The 18,458-nt window shown below is 42.1% G+C and carries 19 protein-coding genes and 1 pseudogene; 7 read left to right on the top strand and 13 right to left on the bottom strand.

Translation table 11 applies throughout. The annotated features are described in order from the left end of the window. Nucleotides 1-10: 10 nt before the first annotated feature. The gene (locus tag GKO22_RS01025; protein WP_116776176.1) at nt 11-601 is read left to right on the top strand and encodes an RNA polymerase sigma factor; all 591 of its coding nucleotides are present in this window, start codon (nt 11-13) and stop codon (nt 599-601) included. 59 nt (nt 602-660) lie between these two features. Here GKO22_RS01025 and purE read toward each other — a convergent pair whose 3' ends face one another. The 10 genes from purE to bshA all read right to left on the bottom strand — a co-directional run bounded on the left by purE (nt 661) and on the right by bshA (nt 9,307). After that, the gene (gene purE / locus GKO22_RS01020) at nt 661-1,167 is read right to left on the bottom strand and encodes a 5-(carboxyamino)imidazole ribonucleotide mutase (protein WP_166332282.1); all 507 of its coding nucleotides are present in this window, start codon (nt 1,165-1,167) and stop codon (nt 661-663) included. Next, nucleotides 1,167-2,309 carry a 5-(carboxyamino)imidazole ribonucleotide synthase gene (locus tag GKO22_RS01015; RefSeq protein ID WP_166332281.1) on the bottom strand — a complete coding sequence of 381 codons (1,143 nt, stop codon included), beginning with the start codon at nt 2,307-2,309 and terminating at the stop codon, nt 1,167-1,169. The genes purE and GKO22_RS01015 overlap by 1 nt, the downstream gene beginning before the upstream one ends. Before the next feature lies 1 nt (nt 2,310). Then, nucleotides 2,311-2,817, bottom strand: coding sequence for an NADH-quinone oxidoreductase subunit B (locus GKO22_RS01010; protein WP_166332280.1), 507 nt, complete (start codon nt 2,815-2,817; stop codon nt 2,311-2,313). Nucleotides 2,818-2,822: 5 nt separating this feature from the next. After that, complete coding sequence (locus GKO22_RS01005) at nt 2,823-3,410, bottom strand: NADH-quinone oxidoreductase subunit A (RefSeq protein ID WP_166332279.1); 588 nt, start codon at nt 3,408-3,410, stop codon at nt 2,823-2,825. A 60-nt stretch (nt 3,411-3,470) separates the two neighbouring features. After that, the gene (gene ffh / locus GKO22_RS01000) at nt 3,471-4,814 is read right to left on the bottom strand and encodes a signal recognition particle protein (RefSeq protein WP_166332278.1); all 1,344 of its coding nucleotides are present in this window, start codon (nt 4,812-4,814) and stop codon (nt 3,471-3,473) included. 98 nt (nt 4,815-4,912) lie between these two features. Beyond that, complete coding sequence (locus GKO22_RS00995) at nt 4,913-5,596, bottom strand: zinc metallopeptidase (protein WP_116776170.1); 684 nt, start codon at nt 5,594-5,596, stop codon at nt 4,913-4,915. A gap of 119 nt (nt 5,597-5,715) precedes the next feature. Next, nucleotides 5,716-6,720: a sugar phosphate isomerase/epimerase family protein gene (locus GKO22_RS00990; RefSeq protein WP_166332277.1), complete on the bottom strand. Its 1,005-nt coding sequence runs from the start codon at nt 6,718-6,720 to the stop codon at nt 5,716-5,718. 101 nt (nt 6,721-6,821) lie between these two features. Beyond that, nucleotides 6,822-7,385 carry a ribosome recycling factor gene (frr, locus tag GKO22_RS00985; RefSeq protein WP_166332276.1) on the bottom strand — a complete coding sequence of 188 codons (564 nt, stop codon included), beginning with the start codon at nt 7,383-7,385 and terminating at the stop codon, nt 6,822-6,824. Between the two features lie 16 nt (nt 7,386-7,401). Beyond that, nucleotides 7,402-8,106 (bottom strand): UMP kinase, encoded by a 705-nt coding sequence (gene pyrH, locus GKO22_RS00980; protein WP_166332275.1) that lies wholly within the window; start codon nt 8,104-8,106, stop codon nt 7,402-7,404. Nucleotides 8,107-8,167: 61 nt separating this feature from the next. Continuing rightward, nucleotides 8,168-9,307 carry an N-acetyl-alpha-D-glucosaminyl L-malate synthase BshA gene (gene bshA, locus GKO22_RS00975; RefSeq protein WP_166332274.1) on the bottom strand — a complete coding sequence of 380 codons (1,140 nt, stop codon included), beginning with the start codon at nt 9,305-9,307 and terminating at the stop codon, nt 8,168-8,170. 188 nt (nt 9,308-9,495) lie between these two features. Between bshA and arfB the strand changes: the two are divergent. Together arfB and GKO22_RS00965 are read left to right on the top strand one after the other, a co-directional pair. Further along, a pseudogene (gene arfB / locus GKO22_RS00970) lies at nt 9,496-9,873 on the top strand (alternative ribosome rescue aminoacyl-tRNA hydrolase ArfB); the annotation flags it as partial. 169 nt (nt 9,874-10,042) lie between these two features. Continuing rightward, nucleotides 10,043-10,786, top strand: a complete 744-nt coding sequence (locus GKO22_RS00965; RefSeq protein WP_166332272.1) for a hypothetical protein — start codon at nt 10,043-10,045, stop codon at nt 10,784-10,786. Nucleotides 10,787-10,831: 45 nt separating this feature from the next. On the opposite strand, the gene GKO22_RS00960 is transcribed toward GKO22_RS00965, so the two are convergent. Together GKO22_RS00960 and GKO22_RS00955 are read right to left on the bottom strand one after the other, a co-directional pair. Next, entirely contained in the window at nt 10,832-11,965 is a 1,134-nt protein-coding gene (locus GKO22_RS00960; RefSeq protein ID WP_166332271.1) for a M12 family metallopeptidase, read from the bottom strand. Nucleotides 11,966-11,983: 18 nt separating this feature from the next. Continuing rightward, nucleotides 11,984-12,271, bottom strand: a complete 288-nt coding sequence (locus tag GKO22_RS00955) for a hypothetical protein (RefSeq protein ID WP_166332270.1) — start codon at nt 12,269-12,271, stop codon at nt 11,984-11,986. A 523-nt stretch (nt 12,272-12,794) separates the two neighbouring features. Between GKO22_RS00955 and GKO22_RS00950 the strand changes: the two genes are divergently transcribed. From GKO22_RS00950 to GKO22_RS00940, 3 genes are all read left to right on the top strand, one after another. Continuing rightward, on the top strand, nt 12,795-13,085 hold the full coding sequence (locus GKO22_RS00950; protein WP_166332269.1) for an antibiotic biosynthesis monooxygenase family protein: 291 nt from the start codon (nt 12,795-12,797) through the stop codon (nt 13,083-13,085). A gap of 104 nt (nt 13,086-13,189) precedes the next feature. Then, nucleotides 13,190-13,696, top strand: a complete 507-nt coding sequence (locus GKO22_RS00945; RefSeq protein WP_166332268.1) for an S-ribosylhomocysteine lyase — start codon at nt 13,190-13,192, stop codon at nt 13,694-13,696. Continuing rightward, nucleotides 13,697-14,338, top strand: coding sequence for a 5'-methylthioadenosine/S-adenosylhomocysteine nucleosidase family protein (locus GKO22_RS00940; RefSeq protein ID WP_166332267.1), 642 nt, complete (start codon nt 13,697-13,699; stop codon nt 14,336-14,338). A 98-nt stretch (nt 14,339-14,436) separates the two neighbouring features. On the opposite strand, the gene GKO22_RS00935 is transcribed toward GKO22_RS00940, so the two are convergent. Next, entirely contained in the window at nt 14,437-16,596 is a 2,160-nt protein-coding gene (locus tag GKO22_RS00935; protein WP_166332266.1) for a S9 family peptidase, read from the bottom strand. 215 nt (nt 16,597-16,811) lie between these two features. Here GKO22_RS00935 and GKO22_RS00930 point away from each other — a divergent pair, with 215 nt between their 5' ends. Further along, nucleotides 16,812-18,431, top strand: coding sequence for a S8 family peptidase (locus GKO22_RS00930; RefSeq protein WP_166332265.1), 1,620 nt, complete (start codon nt 16,812-16,814; stop codon nt 18,429-18,431). Nucleotides 18,432-18,458: the final 27 nt, after the last annotated feature.

The raw sequence follows: 18,458 nt of genomic DNA, 5'->3' as shown, positions 1-18,458 counted from the left end.
GGAGACCATTATGAAAATACTAAAAAAATTGAGTGATCAAGAGTTGATCCAAGCGTACGTTTCGGGTGATGAAAGAGCCCTTCAGGTTCTTTTAGAACGACATAAATCAAAGATTTACACGTCGATTTACCTTCAGGTCAAAGATGATTTTTTGGCGGAAGATATATTCCAAGAGACTTTTATTAAAGTAATCAACACGCTTCAGGCGGGTCGTTATAATGACGAAGGTAAGTTTTTGCCTTGGGTGATGCGTATCGCCCATAATATGGTCATCGATCATTTCCGTAAGGAGAAGCGAGCACCATCTGTCGTGAATAATGATGGATTTGATATTTTTGAGGTGCTGCAATTTTCGGACGATAATGCCGAATCTAAGTTGGTCAAAGATCAACGTGATTTAGATCTTAAGAAATTGATTCAGCTACTGCCTGATGATCAAAAGGAAGTATTGATCATGCGCCACTTTTGCGATATGAGCTTCAAGGATATTGCGGATGTAACCGAGGTGAGTATCAATACGGCATTAGGCCGGATGCGTTATGCCTTGAGCAACTTGCGCAAGATGATCGAAGATCATCAGATGATATTGCAAACGGGATAGTATTTAGCCTATTTAGGCTTTACTATCCCGTTTAATTTTTTTGGTCGTATGACTGCGGTTTAGAAGTTGATATTTTCTACTTCTGCTGCCGATTCTTCTACCTTCTCTTTTAGATCTGCTTTAAAAGCGATCAGTCTTTCTGCCACTTTTGGATCGGCAATAGCCACCATTTGCGCCGCCAGAATTCCCGCATTTTTTGCTGCATTCAGTGCTACTGTGGCCACAGGTATGCCATTGGGCATTTGTAAAATAGATAAGATAGAATCCCACCCATCAATCGAGTTCGAAGATTTTACCGGAACACCAATAACGGGTAAGTGCGTAATCGAAGCTACCATGCCAGGCAAGTGCGCCGCACCGCCAGCTCCAGCAATAATGACTTTCAGGCCGCGTTCTGCGGCAGCATTCGCATAATCAAACATTCGCTGTGGCGTACGATGTGCAGATACTACGGATACTTCAAAAGGTACATTTAAATGTTTCAATACGTCGATCGCATCTTGCATCACCGGAAGATCAGATTTGCTACCCATGATGATCCCAATTAGCGGATTATTTGTGTTCATTATGCTTTTACTTTTAAGATTGATTGTACTTTACGCGCATTTGCGATGGCTGTTTCACGATCTTTGTTTACGATACAGACGTGTCCCATCTTGCGAAATGGTTTGGTTATTTTCTTACCATATAGATGTACGTATACGCCGTCTATAGCAAGAATATCTTCTACACCTTCATATTTGGCCAAACCTTCGTAGCCATCTTCTCCCAATACGTTAATCATAACGGCATGTTGGAGATTGTCTGTATTGCCTAGGGGCAAATTGAAAATCGCACGCAAGTGTTGATTGAATTGAGAAGTGACATTGCCTTCAATGGTTTGATGACCACTGTTGTGTGGTCTTGGAGCCAATTCGTTGACTAAGATTTCGCCTGTCTTCGTCAAAAACATTTCTACTGCTAGCAAGCCAACTATTTGCAAATCGTTGGCAATCTTTTTTGCGATCTCTTCGGCTTCCGCTTGTATCACTTCAGAATAGGTAGAAGGGGAGATCAGAAATTCTACGAGGTTAGCTTGCGGATTGAATTCCATCTCTACCATTGGAAATGTGCTCACATCGCCATGGTCGTTCCGCGCTACGATAACGGCGATCTCCTTCTCGAAGTCCACCATTTTCTCAATAATGGAAGGTTCTGGGAAAGCGGTTTTGTGATCGGCTGCGCTATTTATTTTCTTAACTCCTTTGCCGTCGTAGCCGTCTTTACGAAGTTTTTGGATATAGGGAAATGACCAATCGATTTGCTGCAAGCCTTCATTGGCCGATACAAATTGGAATGGTGCGGTAGGAATATCGTTTTGTTTGAAGAATTGTTTTTGCAATCCTTTGTCCTGAATCAAGCGAATCACGCGTGATTGTGGATACACTAAGACACCTTCGTCTTCTAGTTTTTCTAAGGCATCAACATTGACTTTTTCGATCTCGATGGTGATCATATCGAGGCCTTTACCAAAGTTGTACACCGTGTCGAAGTCAGATAATGAACCTACTTCGAAGTGATTGCATAGTCGTTTGCAAGGGGCATTCTGGTCGGGATCCAACACGTGAATACTCACGTTGTAATTAATCGCGTCTTGGATCAGCATGCGGCCTAATTGGCCACCGCCCAGAATACCCAAACGTAAGTCCCCATAAAAATCTTTTCCCATATTATGTGTTTGCTACTGCTTGCGGGAAGATATTTTCCTTCAGCAGACTTTCTTTTTCTATTATTTTCTGTAATTCTAAAAATGCGCCAATAAGTGCTTCTGGCCTCGGTGGACAGCCTTGTACATACACATCGACTGGAATGATTTTGTCCACGCCTTTTACCACATGATAACCATGTTGCCAATATGGTCCGCCGCAATTAGAGCAGGAGCCCATCGAGATCACGTACCGCGGCTCGGGCATTTGCTCGTATAATTTCTTGATCCGGTCAGCCATTTTGAATGTCACGGTGCCAGCGATAATCATTACATCCGACTGTCTTGGTGAAGGCCGAGGAAATACGCCTAAGCGATCCAAGTCGTAGTTTGCTGCCATAGCGCCCATCATTTCGATCGCACAACAAGCGATTCCAAAGCTAAGTGGCCACATAGAAGAAAGTCGAGCCCAATTTAATAGGTCGTCCATCTTGGCGATCATCACGCCGCCTTGTTGTCCTGCTTGCTCCATACTTGTTAATCTTTAGCTTTTTTGAAACGTGGCGTAAAACCGGGCTTAGCGGAAGCCGCTTTCTCAATCCTCGCAGGTTCGATCTGCTCCGCCGTATTTTGCTGATAGCTACGTACAGCGTATGTTTTTTGGTTAATGGAATCGTAAGCTGATGCCGGAATAGGCACATCCACGCGTGGAATCTGTGTCTTCGGTTTGATCCAATTAAGATCTCCATTTTTCCAAACGTACACCAATCCGACGACTAAGATGCCAATAAAGATCGCCATCTCAATCAGGGTAAACCATCCCCATCGCCCGTCCCAAGCAATAAACTCGGCATTGCCAAAAATCGTGGCCCATGGAAAGATAAAGATCAGTTCGACATCGAAAAGTAAGAAGACTAAGGCAACGACATAGAATCTTGGGTTGAATTGAACCCAAGAAGTACCGAGTGCTTCTTCACCACATTCGTACGTACTTTGCTTGATTGGATTCGGTTTCTTCGGAGAAATCAGCTTCGCTGTGAAGATGGTACCACACACCAAAATAAGGCCTACTATCGCGAGAGATAGTATTTTTCCATATTCTGATAACTGTGCGGGGTCATCCATACTACAAAGTTAAGGAAAATGTACTTGTCCAAGAAAAAAAAGAAATGTATCCCGTTTTCCTTAAAAGGGTTTGCCTGGAGATTTTGGCATATTGCGCATCATCTTGGCCATCATTCCCGGGTTAGACATTTGTTTCATCACTTTACGCATATCGCCAAATTGCTTCATCAGCTTATTGACCTCGTCGATATTCGTGCCTGAACCTTTGGCGATTCGTACGCGTCTTTTTTGATCAATGACGTCTGGATTCTGACGTTCGTACGGTGTCATTGAATCGATGATCGCTTCGATAGGTTTGAAAGCATCGTCCTCGATTTCAATGTCTTTTATTGCTTTTCCAACACCGGGGATCATGCCCATCAAGTCTTTCATATTACCCATTTTTTTGATCTGCTGGATCTGGGATTTGAAATCGTTGAAATCGAATTTATTCTTGCGGATTTTCTTCTGTAGTTCGGCGGCTTCTTTTTCGTCAAATTGCTGTTGCGCACGTTCTACTAAGGAAACCACGTCGCCCATACCCAAAATACGGGAAGCCATACGATCGGGGTGGAATACATCCAGCGCCTCCATCTTCTCGCCCGTACCGATAAATTTGATCGGCTTGTTGACGACAGATTTAATAGACAACGCTGCACCACCACGTGTGTCACCATCTAATTTGGTTAAGACGACACCGGTGAAATCCAAACGATCGTTGAATGCTTTTGCCGTATTCACAGCATCTTGTCCGGTCATAGAATCTACTACAAACAAGATTTCATGTGGTTGCGTAGCTTCTTTAACCGCGGTGATCTCCACCATTAAGGCCTCATCAATCGCCAAACGACCAGCCGTATCGATGATCACTACATTATTTCCATTTCGTTTTGCTTCTGCTACACCGGCTACAGCAATGGCAATCGGATCTTCGGATGCACGGTCTACATAAACAGGTACGCCGACTTGCTGTCCTAATACTTCTAACTGATCGATCGCTGCCGGACGATATACGTCACCCGCTACCAACAAAGGTTTTTTACCTTTTTGTTCGCGTAGAAAGTTAGCTAGTTTTCCAGAGAAAGTAGTTTTACCCGCACCGTTCAATCCGGCGATTAAGATAACCGTCGGATTTTTGGTAATCTCTAACTCCGTCACTGAACCACCCATGAGGTTAGTCAATTCGTCGCTCATAATCTTGGTGAGCAACTGACCAGGGGAGATGCTGGTCAATACATTTTGACCTAATGCTTTCGTTCTTACTTCGTCGGTAAAAGATTTAGCGGTTTTGTAGTTCACATCGGCATCCAACAATGCCTTCCGGATCTCCTTCATGGTTTCGGCCACGTTGATTTCCGTAATGTTACCTTGTCCTTTAAGGACTTTAAACGCTCTGTCTAATTTGTCTTGTAAGTTTGAAAACATAATCCTGTATTATCCGCAATATGATACGTAGTGCAAATCTAACAAAAAAAAGCCGGAGCATTGCTCCGGCTTTATAAATTTTATACGCTTTAGTATACTTAGTCTCTACGTCCAAAAAGGATGTAAGCATAGTACAATAAAGTAGCTAATGATGCTAATGCTGCAACCACATAAGTCATCGCCGCCCATTTCAAAGCGTCTTTTGCGCCATCATGTTCTTCTGTGCTGTGTGTGATATTTGCACCATCTAACCAAGCTAATGCACGGTTTGAGGCATCAAATTCTACTGGAAGCGTTACAAAGCTAAACAAAGTGGTAAGCGCTAAAGCACCAACACCAATCGCCAATACCCAAATGTTTCCAGAAAACGCCATCAACAATATACCACCCAATAATACCCAAGTAGTCATGCGGGAAGCAATGCTAACAATCGGTACTAATGCCGAGCGAAATTGTAACCAAGAGTACGCAGTAGCATGTTGTACGGCGTGCCCACATTCGTGTGAAGCAACCGCAGCAGCAGCCACGCTACGACCGTGATATACTTCTGGGCTCAAGTTTACTGTTTTGTTGGCTGGGTTGTAGTGATCCGTCAATTGTCCTTCTACCGAAATGATTTCTACATCCGTCAATCCGTTGTCGCGCAGCATCTTTTCAGCTACTTCGGCACCTGATAAGCCCGATGTAAGGGGCATTTCCGAGTACTTCTTAAATTTACTCTTGAATCGATATTGTACGATCCAGCTGATTACGGCAATTCCTATAAAAATAATCCAATACATATTCTTTCGTCTTTATGTCTACTGAAACTTACTCAAAAAATATTCCAATCCTCCGAATAAGCTAAATATAGTATTTATGTCTTGTTTATTTCGAAGCCACTGCAATTATGGCAGTAGAATTATGATTTAGCTAAGTTGCGTTGTACGTAATCGTAGCTTTTCTTGATACTCTCAAATTTGTTAGGCATGTAGATCTCATCTTGTTCTACAAAAGCATATTTCAAACCCGACTGTTCGTCGAAGCGGATAATATTGGCAAAGTCAATACTGCCAGATCCTACTTCGGCGTATTTGATCTGCTTGAATACTTCGCCCAGATCCATGGGCTCCCGTTTTCCCGTGCGTGGATTGACCTCTGGCGTTACTAAAGGTTCGCTAAAGCTACGATCCATATCTTTTATGTGCCACATCGGGAAACGGTTCGGATACTTTTCGAAATAGGTTTGGGGTTTTTCACCCGCTTTCACGGCCCAGTAAAGATCTAATTCGAAGTCCACCAATTCAGGATCAGTGAAAGCAATCAGGATATCCAATCCTTTGGTGCCATTGCCAAAAGGCCTAAATTCCCAGAAATGATTATGATAAGCCATTTTGATACCTGCTTTCTTCGATAATTCACCCGCGGCATTGAGCTGTTCTGCGAAAAATTGATAATCAGACGCTGTTAATTTATTAAGGTCATTCATCGGCGGAACAGGAGCAACAATGTACTCTTGGCCTAGCGTATGGGCTATCTCGATGTATTTATTGATGTCTTCGGGTTGTGTACTTCCTTTTGTCAAATAATTGCTGAGGTCGTAATGCCCACTGTGGGTTTTCAGGTTATTATCTTTTAGGATATTGACTAAATCTGCTACTGGAATTCCCCAAAAGCTGCTATTGCCGGTATTGACACCAAATGTTTCGACGTGTTTGTAGCCCACTTTTGCTACATTTTCCAAGGTGTCTTTGGCATCTTTATCCAATAGATCACGTAGCGTGAATAATTGAATCCCAATATTTTTGAATGGCGAACCGGTAACGTCCTCTGTGGAGCTACAGGATAACCAGTGCGGAGCCAACGCTGCGGCCGCTAAGCCAAGACCAGAGTGACGTAAGAAGTTTCTGCGATTGATAGATTTCATGGTATGTTTTTGTGTTGGGTTTATTGTTGTGGTTATACCAAAAATAAGAAAGGATTTCTATAAACTAGAAATCCTTTCTTATTTTTTTGATAGAGCAGTTTTTATACCGTCATCACATCTTTCTCTTTCAGATCAGCCAATTGATCAACTTTAACGATATAGCTGTCGGTTAGCTTCTGTACTTCGGCTTCACCTGTTTTGATCTCGTCTTCAGAAACGCCGTCGTTTTTCAATTTTTTGATTGATTCGTTGGCATCTTTACGAATATTACGGATCGACACGCGACCACGTTCAGCTTCTTCTTTTACTTTTTTGACTAAATCTCTTCTTCTTTCTTCGGTAAGAGCTGGTACAGCCAAGCGAATCACGATACCGTCATTCTGTGGATTCAACCCTAGATTAGCATCAATAATGGCTTTCTCGATAGCGCCTATTAAAGACTTTTCCCAAGGTTGCACAACGATCGTACGTGCATCTGGCGTGTTGACATTACTGACCTGTGCTAATGGTGTAGCAGAACCATAGTAATCCACGAATACACCATCCAACATACCTGGAGAGGCTTTGCCTGCACGGATTTTTGTCAACTCATTTTCGGTATGTGATACCGATTTATTCATGCTGTCTTTGCAATCGTCTAATTCGAGAGAAATTAACTCATTCATATCTTGATAATCTTTATTAACTAACTATGGTGCCGATGTCTTCGCCTTCAGCCAATTTTTTAAGGTTTCCTGATTTGTTCATGTCAAAAACGACGATAGGAAGGTTGTTTTCTTGACACAGCGTGAATGCGGTCATATCCATTACATTCAATCCTTTCTCATAAACCTCTGTAAAGGAGATTTGTTCGAATTTCTGTGCATTAGGATCTTTTTCGGGATCGGCTGTATAGATGCCATCAACGCGTGTTCCCTTTAGTACAGCATCGGCATTAATCTCGATGGCGCGTAGGGAAGCGGCAGTATCCGTGGTGAAATACGGGTTTCCAGTTCCTGCACCGAAGATCACGACGCGGCCTTTCTCCAAGTGGCGTACAGCGCGTCTACGGATGAATGGTTCGCAGATTTGCTCCATTTTGATCGCTGTTAGCAAACGGGTTTTCATCCCGTTTTTCTCCAGCGCATCTTGCAAAGCCATGCTGTTGATTACTGTCGCCAACATGCCCATGTAATCGGCCTGTACACGATCCATTCCAGCTTTTTCAGCGCTAAGTCCGCGGTGAATGTTGCCACCACCGATAACGATAGCGATCTCAAGCCCCATGCTGTGAATTTCTTGAATGTCTTTGGCGTATTGTTGGACACGATTGATATCAATACCGTAGCTTTGCTCTCCCATCAAAGCTTCTCCACTTAGTTTTAGTAGGATCCGTTTGTATTTCATATGTGTTTTTTGGAGTGTTTCCAAAAGCCAAATATAAGACAATTTTGTCGGCCAACGACCTTTATTCTGCTTTTTTCACGCGCGCTATGACCTCATCGTAAAAACGCTCGTAATGCGGTACGATTTTGCAGATCTTAAAATCTTCGGCTCTAGCTAGTGCATTTTCTTTGAATTCGGCCAATCGAGCATCATCTTCTAAGATATGTACGCCTTGTTTAGCCATGTTTTCTACATCACCTACATCGCTCATGTAACCGCTAAATCCGTCGATGTTGAGCTCAGGTAATCCACCCGTGTTTGATGAAATAACCGGAACTTTGCAAGCCATAGCCTCTAATGCAGCCAAACCAAAGCTCTCGGATCCCGATGGCATCAGGAATAAATCGGCGATCGAAAGTATTTCCTCAATAGCGTCCTGTTTCCCTAAGAAACGTACGTGTTCCCAAACATTGAGCTGGCGCGCCAATTCTTCCGAATTTCTTCGGTCTGGGCCATCGCCTACCATGAGTAGCTTGCTCGGGATCTTTTGATTGATTTGTTCAAAAATCCGCACCACATCACCCGTATGTTTTACTTTACGGAAGTTGGACGTATGAACGATAATGCGTTCATCGTTGGGTGCGATTGCTTTCTTGAAATGTTCGTGGTTCTTGCTGTGAAATCTGTTAAGATCGATGAAGTTTGGAATCACCTCAATATGATTGGTCACATCGAAATAGTCCAAAGTCTGCTGTTTCAGATTTTCGGATACCGTAGTTACACCATCCGATTGGTTGATGGAAAAAGTAACTACTGGACTGAAACTTTTGTCCTTGCCGACCAACGTAATATCTGTGCCGTGTAAAGTCGTTACGACAGGGATCTTAATGCCGTAAGTCGCCAAAATTTGCTTAGCCATAAATGCCACGGATGCATGGGGTATGGCATAATGTACGTGTAGCAAATCCAACTTTTCGTAGCGCACTACGTCTACCAGCTTGCTGGCTAGTGCGGTCTCATAAGGCGCATAATCAAAAAGCGGATATTGCGACATCGCTACCTCGTGATAAAAAAGATTTTCTGAGAAAAAATCTAAACGAGCCGGTTGGCTATATGTGATAAAGTGTATCTCGTGTCCGCTGGAAGCTAAAGCTTTACCCAGTTCGGTAGCTACTACACCACTACCTCCGAAGGTAGGGTAACAAACTATTCCTATTTTCATCTGTTGTTTTCGTCTTCCTAAAAATAAACTTGGTCAGGTAGATGTGCCAGTATGATTGTTCTCTTCATAGCTGGCGTACGGGTGCTTGCCTGATATGGCAAAGATAAGGAGGGTTTTATAATTGTTTTGCAATAATTCTATGGCGGAATGTTATATTTACATCAATGGATAAGGAGCAATTGACAAGGGAAATTTGGTTTAAGACCGCCCGTTCGGGTGGTGCTGGCGGCCAAAACGTCAATAAGGTGGAAAGTAAGGTGATGCTCTTTTGGGATGTCACTAATTCCATTGCTTTCGACGAATTGCAGAAGAATATCATTCTATCTCGTTTATCCAACCGCATCTCGAGCGAAGGTATACTTTTATTGGAAGCTTCACAAAGCAGAAGCCAGCTAGAGAATAAAGAGGCCGTGATTGCTAGATTTTTCTTATTGCTGAAAGAAGCGTTAAAACCAATTAAAAAGCGGATCCCCACACCCATTCCAAAATCTAAAATACTCCAACGATTGGATCGTAAAAAGAAACAAGCGGAGAAAAAACAACAACGTAAAAGGTACGATTTATAAAATATTCTCTAGAAGGGGACGTTATAGTTTTAGTGTAGCTTGATATAGCTATTTACTAACTAACCTAAACTCTATCTACATGCGTTCGTCCCCCGTTTTACTTTTGGCTATTCTTCAGGCAATAGTTTTTACTTCATGCAGAAGTTATGAATTCTCTAAGCATGGTTTCATGGTAGAGAATGACCCTAATTATCACAATGTGCGAAGTCATTTGAGTGTTGCTGCAGATGCGGAGAAAATAGATATGAGTGAGCTGGATAAAGAAAATGCACAGGCACTGAGATCTTTTGGCATCAAACCTAAGCAAGTGGAATTGCTTTTTGTCACGCATTTACCTACAGATAGTTTGGTGGAAGTGATTGGTTGGCAATCCGAAGACAGCACGCGCACTTTTTCTAATTACTTGGCACAAACGTCGAAAAATCATCGGTATCGGTATAAGAAAAAGCGGTCTAAAGGACAGCATATGGTACATGCCGTTTACCAATCACCGAACGGACCTCAGGTTGGTTTAGTGTTTAGCAGCCCCAATACATTAAAGGAAGCGGATATTAATCAGTTTCTGAATCGGGATGTGCGATTTAGTCGCGAATTGTTTCCAGACCTTACAGGTGTAGATTGTGTGCCGGAGAACCAGATTGGCTGGGGGATTGATATTCCGGCCGAATTGGTGCGTGATGAACATACTTTGCTGAAGATCTATAGAGTAGGAGAGCAGGAGGAACAATTAATATTGTACACCTTGCGTAACCCGGGAGAATTCTACTATACGGCCTTTTCTGTGTGCAAAGATGCCACGTACAAAGTGGTTTATAGTGATCTGCAACACGGAGAAATCTGGTCTACACAAATGCACACCGACGACATCATCGAGCAAGATCGATTGCTGATGGAAGAAATGGGGTATCAGTAGATGTTTCCAGAAGTTGTATTTATAGTTAGTATGAGAATATGATTTTTAATGATTATTTGGGATCCTGCAGCAATTCGGTGGATTCGGTGGAAGTCCTCGCGACGTATTTAGATAAGCTTGAAATTGTAGCCTTTCATTCGCATTCATAACCGAATTGTCTGTCTTATAAACGATTGGTCCTAATTCAGCATAAGCATCGCTCCTTGCAATGTAAGGTGCATAAAAATTATTTGCCCAAACTCTATCTAATTCAGATAGCTGTTGTGGCGCACCAAAAATTGAACCGTCTCTTCTGGTAAGTACTGGCCCGGTCGCAAGGCTACCAGCATTATATGAGCCGTAAATCATAATGGAATTGAAGTCCAATGCACCAGACATAATGTAGTTAGTAGGGATAATATCAAAATCTGCTCGGATTTGGGCAGGACTTAAATTAAGGATATTTTGTGGGTTGAAAATAAGAAAATTGTTCCTGTCAGGTCGCTGATGCTCATGGTATAGACCTATCGTATGTCCTATTTCATGGGCAACTGCTCTAAATCCCGCTTCTGGTTCTAGTTGTAAAATTTGCCGGCCGCCAATCCTACCTACGTTTGATGCATTGACATTAGATTGCGTGAACTCTACATAAGGATAAGCAAAACCAAATTGTGGATCAATCGTTGGTTGCCCTGTTGCATTATAGAATCGTACATTGGTATTGCTTTCCCAGTGAATTATCGCTTGTCTAATGATTGATCTAGTGAACTGGTCTAAATTTGGTGCTAGGGTGTACCTAACCATAGCCCATGTTCTGTTTAAGGATGGATGTACACCAATGCTTCTGGGTGAGGTTTCTCTTGGATTTGTAGTTTTTGACATGCCGCTTGCAAAGGGTACGGGAAGCATATTTTCATCGCTTTCCTCAAAAGTCGGTGCTTCAAAGGCACCTTTTTCTCGTAACGCTTTCAGCTGGTAATCTGACAAGATTATATCAGATTGCAAAAAATAATCTTCACCGTCTGTCTCTAAGTAAATTCCTGACTCCAATATCACCACTTCGCGCCTCAAATTTGATCCCGATAATGTATTTTTGTCATCATTGTTGTTTGATGTTGAATTGATGTCGTCCTGCCCTTGTTTGTTACAAGCATAGATTGCTATTGATAGCAATCCTAAAAACACTAAAATCTTTCTCACGACACTATCATTATAGCCTTATTCATACGGATTCGGTACAATAAATTCTTCTTCTACTGGATATCTTTCTTTGATTTCTACCAGGCTCAATTCGCAAGTATGGGCATCCATTAATGCATCTTCAAACCTTAGGTAGTTTCTGCAAACTTCTTTCAATGCCACTCTATATTGGTAACCTTCTTCGTATAGGCTGTCAAATCCTAATATTGATCTATAAATTGTATTCGTATAAGATACTCCATCTTCTTTGATCCCGTAGAAAAAACCTGTTGATAGGCTCCAAGTATCATGTATCTTGTTTTGCATGATAGTAGCGTTGAAGTTTCGCTCATCGTCCCGGTAAAGTGGTTGTTCCTTTAAACAGGAAGATAGAATGAATAGAAACATAAAGAAAAGGTTTTTTATGGCTTTACATTGTCTCATCATCAATTAGATAAATCAATTCTAAAGTAAGAAATAAAATTAATAATATGGAAATATTTTTATTAAATGATTTTACATATTATGGGGATTGAATGTTATACCCTTTTGTAACAGGCCTTTTCTGGTTAATCTGTCTAGTAACGACTTTGTATCACCCTTGCGAAGCCGAGGTACAAGTCTATGGCAATCTGCTTATAAAGCGGTCAAGGCTTAACAGACGCAGGGCTATACATTGTATATTCATTCACTTTTCATCAGCATCCATTAGTACGTTCTTAGTATATATGTAGTATAGTATCAGTACAGTTACAGCGAAAGTAAGGAAAGGGAATAGGCAAGTAATAGACAATTGGGGAAAAGTAGATATTTTAATATCTTTACTAAGAACAATAAGTAAAAAGAAATTATGATTTTAGAAGTAGCAGTATTAGAAATTATCGAGGGACAGCAAGCCAATTTCGAAAGAGATTACAAAACGGCTTGCCAATATATTAGTGCCAGTAAAGGGTATATCACGCATTCGCTGCGCAAATGCCTAGAAAAAGGTAATCAGTACATTCTGTTGGTAGAATGGGAGACTTTGGAAGATCATACCATCGGTTTTAAAGAATCTCCATTGTTCAAAGAGTGGGAGAAATTATTGCACCATTACTACGATCCATTCCCTACGGTGGAGCATTACGAAGAGTTAAAATAGCAGCTTTTTCTTCTTTCTGCGGATAATCTAGTATTTTTGTAGATATTTTAATCGACTTTTAACCGCTATAAGGTCAGAGGCTTGATAGCATAAAACGGCATCATATGTATACAAAAGAAAAAGCAACGGTCAATAGCTTCACGGTAGATCACACCAAATTGAAGCAAGGAATTTATGCGAAAGCTTCTCCTACCGATAGTAGTAAGCTAGAAACTTATACCACGTACGACATTCGTATGATCAGACCGAACTCACCTGAGCGTATGTTATCTCCAGAAGTGATGCACACTTTAGAGCATTGCTTCGCGACAGAAATCAGAACCATTTTAGGTGATGAAGTCATCTATGTTGGCCCGATGGGCTGTTGCACAGGTTTTTATGTCGTATTGGCTGGCACAGAGCGTACGCCTCAACAAGTAGCTGAGCTAATGAAAGAGGTATTAGAAATCGTATTGGAGGAAGGTTATGAAGTGCCGTTTCAAAATCCGATAAGCTGTGGAAATTATACCTTTATGGACTTCCTAGCATCGAAAGATGCCGCTAAGAATTTTCTGAATTTGATCAAGGCGGGAGAACTAGAATTTGAGTACCCTTATATTGACGAGAATTAAATGATCCTTCATCAGGATATAGAAACCATTATCTTGGTAGCTAATAAGAACGAGCTATCATTCACAGCAACCGACAAATCCACTTTCATTTATGAAATTGGTGTAGGCAAAATCAATGCGCTGCTGTCGCTCGCTACCCTGTACGAAGACATCAAAGCATTAGGTATTAGGCCTTTGCTATTAAATGTAGGCACGGTGGGATCCATCAGACATCCAGTTGGTCATGTGCTTTATCCTGCTTATTATGCGCAAGGTGATGCCTATACAGATGGCTTTTTCCTAGAAAACACCTTGTTTTTGCGTGGACAAGGTCTGATGGAATCCATCCCGATGGACGAGTTTCCTTACGAAGAAGCGTTGCTGACCTCCGATCGCTTTATTAATGTCACGACGGCATTTTATCAAGATATCAAAGATTTCAATCCATTAGCATTTGATATGGAAGGCTATGCGCTGGCGAGCTTCTGTTACCAGAAAAATTTACCCTTTCACAGCATCAAGATTGTTTCCGACAATTGTGATGGCACGGTGAAAGATTGGGAAAGCATTCTGGGCGAGATTTCCGGAAGATTGGGCAACATTCTAGATCAGTTTATGCGATCATTGGATCAGGGAAAAATGGCAACATCCAGCGTTTCCTAGCGGCTGTCTGGCATTTCCTAATCTTGTTTTACAGCAAAAAAAAGGTTCATCCGACAGATGAACCTTTTACTATTATAAAAACCTCCTTTATTGGATAGTTATTCGTGGATACCTTCTAGCTTAAATAAGAAAGCATATTCTAACGCCAAATCCTTGAGGTAATCGAATCTGCCTGAAGCACCGCCGTGCCCATATTCCATATCCGTTTTTAGCAACACGACATTCCTTCCTTTTTTCGTAGCACGCAATTTCGCCACCCATTTTGCTGGTTCAAAATATTGTACTTGGCTATCGTGAAGTCCGGTTGTCACTAATAAGTTCGGATATTCCTTGGCTTCAATATTCTCATATGGTGAATACGATTTCATGTATTGATAAGCGGCTTGCTCGTTCGGATTTCCCCATTCATCGTACTCATTTGTGGTCAATGGAATAGTTTCATCCAACATGGTGGTGACCACATCTACAAAAGGCACTGCCGCGATAACACCATTCCATAAGGTAGGTGCCATGTTGATGATCGCACCCATGAGTAACCCGCCGGCGCTACCACCACTAGCATAGAGATGCTCAGTCGAAGTGAATTTTTGATCAATCAAAAACTGTCCACAATCGATGAAGTCAGTGAAGGTATTTTTCTTCTTCATCATCTTTCCATCTTCATACCATTGGCGACCCATTTCTTCGCCACCGCGGATATGCGCGATTGCAAAGACAAAACCACGATTCAATAAACTTAAGCGCGTAGAACTAAAGGTAGGATCCATGGATGAACCGTACGAACCATATGCATACAGTAATAATGGCGCTTCTCCATTTTGCTTAAATCCTTTCTTGTACACCATAGAGATAGGCACTTTAGTGCCATCTGTGGCGGTCGCAAAAATACGCTTGGTTTCATATTGCTCCGGATCATAACCGCCCAATACTTCCTGTTGCTTTTTCAGATCTTTCTCCTTGCTACGCATATTGTAGTCGTAGGTCGAGCTCGGTGTCACCATAGAAGTGTATCCATAGCGCAAGATTTCGCTATTGTACTCCGCATTCGTGCCCGAATAGACGGTATAAGCCTCTTCGCCAAAATCTAAGTAATGTTGTGTGTCCGTTTTTAGATCATGCACTGCCAATTGTGTTAATCCGTTTTTCCGCTCTGATACGACCATGAAGTCTTTGAATTCTTCCACGCCTTCTACCAACACATCTTTACGATGCGGAATGACAACCTTCCAGTTGGCTTTTTCGGTTTTATCTAATGGTGTTTCCATCACCTTGAAGTTTTGCGCATCCTCATTGGTGACTATAATAAATTTATCGTCCAGCGGTGTGACACTGTACAACACATTTTTTTGACGCGGTTGGAAAATCTTAAAATTGCCTTGCGGTTCGTTCGAAGCTAAGTAGCGCATCTCCGAGCTCAAGGTACCGCCCGAGTAAATCATGATGTAAGCCCCATTCTTCGATTTGGATACCCCAATATAATTGGTTTTATCCTTTTCTTCGTACACGACTACATCTGCCGCAGCACCGCTGCCCAAAGTGTGTCTTTTAATCTTTTCAGAAAGCAAGGTTTTTGGGTTCTGAGCAGTGTAGAAAACCGTCTTGTTGTCGGCTGCCCATACCATATTGCCCGAGGTACGCTCAATCCGATCTGCATAGACTTCGCCTGTCGTGAGATTTTTAATCTGCAAGGTGTATTCTCTGCGAGAAACGGTATCTACCGCATAAGCCAATAGGTTGTTGTCCGGACTGATTGATGTGCCGCCCACGGCATAGTAAGCATGGCCTTCGGCCATTTTATCGACATCTAATAAAACTTCCTCTTTGGCATCTAGCGATCCTTTCTTGCGGCACAATTTGTAGTATTGCTTGCCTTCGTCCGTGCGTCGGTAGTAATAGTAGCCATCTTTCAGGTAGGGCACGCTTTCGTCTGCCTCTTTAATACGGCCTTTCAACTCCTTAAACAATGATGCTTGAAATCCTTCCGTGTCTTTCATCATTGCTTGCGTATAGGTGTTTTCTGCGTTCAAGTAAGCGACTACTTTGGCCGAATCTGGCCCCTCCTTGAAATAATCGTTTAGCCAGTAGTAATTGTCAATCACCGTGTCGCCGTGGATAGCGCGCGTATAGGGATTGATCTCCGCTACGGGTGCTTTTACATCGCTTGGCCACTGAGGCGCATTTTTCTTTTTGTCTGAGGTTCCGCAGGATCCTGCGATAATGGTAAGTGCAATCAAACTAAATGATGTTTTAAATTTCATGTTTATTTCAATTAGGATAACATTGTCTTGGTATGCCTGATGATTTTTTCCACCTTCGGTGAATGAAATACAAATCGGCCGCATAAATACCATGATAGAGCTAACTGCTTGCCCTAAAATTAAGCGAAATATTTCATTTTTAAACTATTTAACAATGCGTGCTACAATATTGCATTATCTTTGTTAACATAGGTAGCATATACTAAAACACACACATGAACAGAATAAACAAAGCATTACTCTATCTTGCATTGGGAATATTCCCCTATGCCAGTATCGCACAGGATAAAGATACGCCGCCACCGAATTGGTATAATCTCGATTTTCAGAAAGATGGCATCATGGGAATCAGCACCGAAAAGGCGTATGACTTTTTGAAAAATAAAACCGCGAAACCGGTCGTGGTTGCTGTACTGGATGGAGGTGTTGATATTGAGCACGAAGATCTCAAGGAAGTGCTGTGGACCAATCCAAAAGAAACGGCTGGTAGTACCAAAGACAATGATGGCAATGGCTATGCTGGCGATGTATACGGTTGGAATTTCTTGGGCAATGCCAATGGAGAAAATGTGGATCAAGATAATCTAGAGGTAACGCGATTAATTCGTAAGTACGAGCCCAAATACATTTCGGTATTGCCAAGTACACGTCTTTCGGAAGCCGAGCGTCGTGAATTTGTTGCTTATCAGCAGATGATCGGTGATTATACATCAAAGATGGATGAAGCACAATTTGGCGCGACTAACTACTCACGACTAAAAGAAGATATTGACGGCATCGTTGCGAGTACCGGCAAAGAGCCTAAAGATATTACCAAAGCAGACCTCGATAAGATAACGCCGAGCAACGATCGCCAGAAAATGGCCATTCGAATTATCAAAAAGGAATTGGATAAAGATCCGTTTGACAAATTCTACGACAGCCTTACCGAAGGAGTGAAGTATTATGAAGAGCAAGTAAACTTTCACCTGAATAAGGACTTCAATCCAAGAAGCATTATTGGCGACAATTATGACGATGCGAGCGAGCGCTATTATGGCAATCCAGATGTAAAAGGTCCGGACGCAGGTCACGGCACGCACGTAGCGGGTATTATTGGAGCCAAACGCGGCAATAATATTGGCATTGATGGCGTAGCCAATCATGTAGAGATCATGGCGGTGCGTACCGTGCCAAATGGTGATGAGCACGATAAAGATGTGGCCAATGCCATTCGCTACGCGGTAGATAATGGTGCAAAAATCATCAACATGAGTTTTGGAAAAGCGTACGTATACAATAAGCAAACAGTGGACGATGCGGTCAAATATGCCGAATCTAAAGATGTCTTGTTGGTACATGCCGCAGGGAATGATGGTGCGGATGTAGATGTGACCAAAAATTATCCGATGAAATATTATACAGATAGTCTGGGATCGGTGCAGGGTGAAGCGAAAAACTGGATCACAGTAGGTGCTACGGGTTGGAAGCAAGATGTGGATTTAGTCGCAACTTTCTCGAATTATGGATACCGCAGTGTTGATGTGTTTGCACCAGGTGTACGTATCAATTCTACCATGCCAGAATCGACTTATAAAGAACAGCAAGGCACTAGTATGGCTGCGCCGGTAGTAGCTGGATTGGCGGCAATATTACGTTCGTACTATCCAGATTTGACCGCTCCAGAGGTAAAAGACATTATCTTAAAATCGGTGACCAAAGTAGATCAAAAAGTAACAGTACCGGGCGAAGGCCGTTCTAAAAAAGCATACTTAGATGAGATCAGCGTATCAGGTGGTATTGTAAATGCCTATGAAGCGGTGAAATTGGCCGAAGAATTAGCTGGTAAACGATAATTTTGAAAAATTAATCAGAGCGGATAC

Origin of the sequence: Sphingobacterium chungjuense (genome assembly GCF_011316935.1) — a bacterium.
Classification (GTDB): Bacteria; Bacteroidota; Bacteroidia; order Sphingobacteriales; family Sphingobacteriaceae; genus Sphingobacterium; species Sphingobacterium chungjuense.
The sequence above is the reverse complement of the archived record's forward strand: the minus strand, read 5'-3'. Positions and strand labels throughout refer to the sequence as shown.